Below are 707 nucleotides of genomic sequence, written 5' to 3'. Positions count from 1 at the left end.
GAAAGTCAGAATTTTGTACTTAAGCACATTATGCCAAGTAAATTTTCTAAAAAAGAACGCCCAATTCTTATCAATAACTGGGAAGCTACTTACTTTGACTTTCAGAGAGAAAAACTGTTAGAATTAGCTGATGAAGCTAAGAAAGTTGGAATAGAACTTTTTGTATTAGATGATGGGTGGTTTGGAAATCGCTTTGATGATAATCGTGCTTTAGGTGATTGGGTTGTTAATGAGGAAAAACTGGGTGGAAGCCTAGAAAGTTTGATTTCAGCTATCCATGACAGAGGTTTGCAGTTTGGCCTTTGGTTAGAACCTGAGATGATTTCTGTTGATAGCGATTTGTATCGCAAACATCCTGACTGGGCCATTCAGGTTCCTGGCTATGAGCATACCTATTCTAGAAATCAATTAGTACTTAATCTTGCCAATCCTCAGGTAGTAGAATACTTGAAAAATGTCTTAGATGAACTCCTATCTTATCATGAGATTGACTACATCAAATGGGACATGAACCGCAATATCACTAACCTAGGAAATGGCTTAACTTATCTAGAGACACAGATGCAATCTCATCAGTACATGCTGGGACTTTATGAACTCGTTTCTTATCTGACAGAGAAGCACAGCCATATTCTCTTTGAGTCCTGCTCTGGTGGTGGTGGACGAAATGATCTTGGTATGATGCGCTATTTCCCACAAGTCTGGGC

Annotated in this window: 1 protein-coding gene; it reads left to right on the top strand. The window is 38.9% G+C overall.

The window, feature by feature from the left end; all coding sequences use genetic code 11:
- Window positions 1-707 (top strand): alpha-galactosidase (locus tag GMD1S_RS10675; protein ID WP_000374299.1); only part of this gene is annotated, 707 nt, incomplete at both ends.

Source organism: Streptococcus sp. GMD1S, from assembly GCF_000296875.1.
In the GTDB taxonomy this organism is placed as follows: Bacteria; Bacillota; Bacilli; order Lactobacillales; family Streptococcaceae; genus Streptococcus.
Note: the sequence above shows the minus strand (reverse complement) of the source record. Positions and strands in the feature narration are given on the sequence as shown.